This is a genomic window from Bacillus sp. SIMBA_008, from assembly GCF_046535495.1.
GTDB classification, from domain to species: domain Bacteria; phylum Bacillota; class Bacilli; order Bacillales; family Bacillaceae; genus Bacillus; species Bacillus subtilis.
This window is the reverse complement of record NZ_JAWRWL010000612.1, coordinates 1-265: the sequence shown is the minus strand read 5'-3', so window position 1 is coordinate 265 and position 265 is coordinate 1. Positions and strand designations below refer to the sequence as shown.

Annotated in this window: 1 protein-coding gene; it reads right to left on the bottom strand. The window is 37.0% G+C overall.

Going from position 1 to position 265, the window contains the following annotated elements; genetic code table 11:
- Nucleotides 1-30 precede the first annotated feature (30 nt).
- Nucleotides 31-265, bottom strand: a 235-nt coding sequence (locus SB658_RS24640; RefSeq protein ID WP_486308218.1) for an Orn/Lys/Arg family decarboxylase, incomplete at its 5' end; no start/stop codon positions are given.

Sequence of the window (265 nt, the reverse complement as noted above, 5' to 3'; positions counted from 1 at the left end):
AAAAGGGAAAAATGGTGAAAGAAAAGCCTATCAACTGATAGGCTTGTATTCTTTAATCACACGTAATGCTTGTAATGTCATATCTTCAGGACCTTGTACAGGTAAACCCGCTTCTAAGTTTTTCCGAATATACGCTAAGTTATCTTGTGTAATAATTTCTCCCGGAGTAAAGATTGGAATCCCTGGCGGATAAACCATAACGAAATCAGCTATAATACGACCTGCTGCATTTTCAAACGGAATGACTTCTGTTTCCGAATAAAAA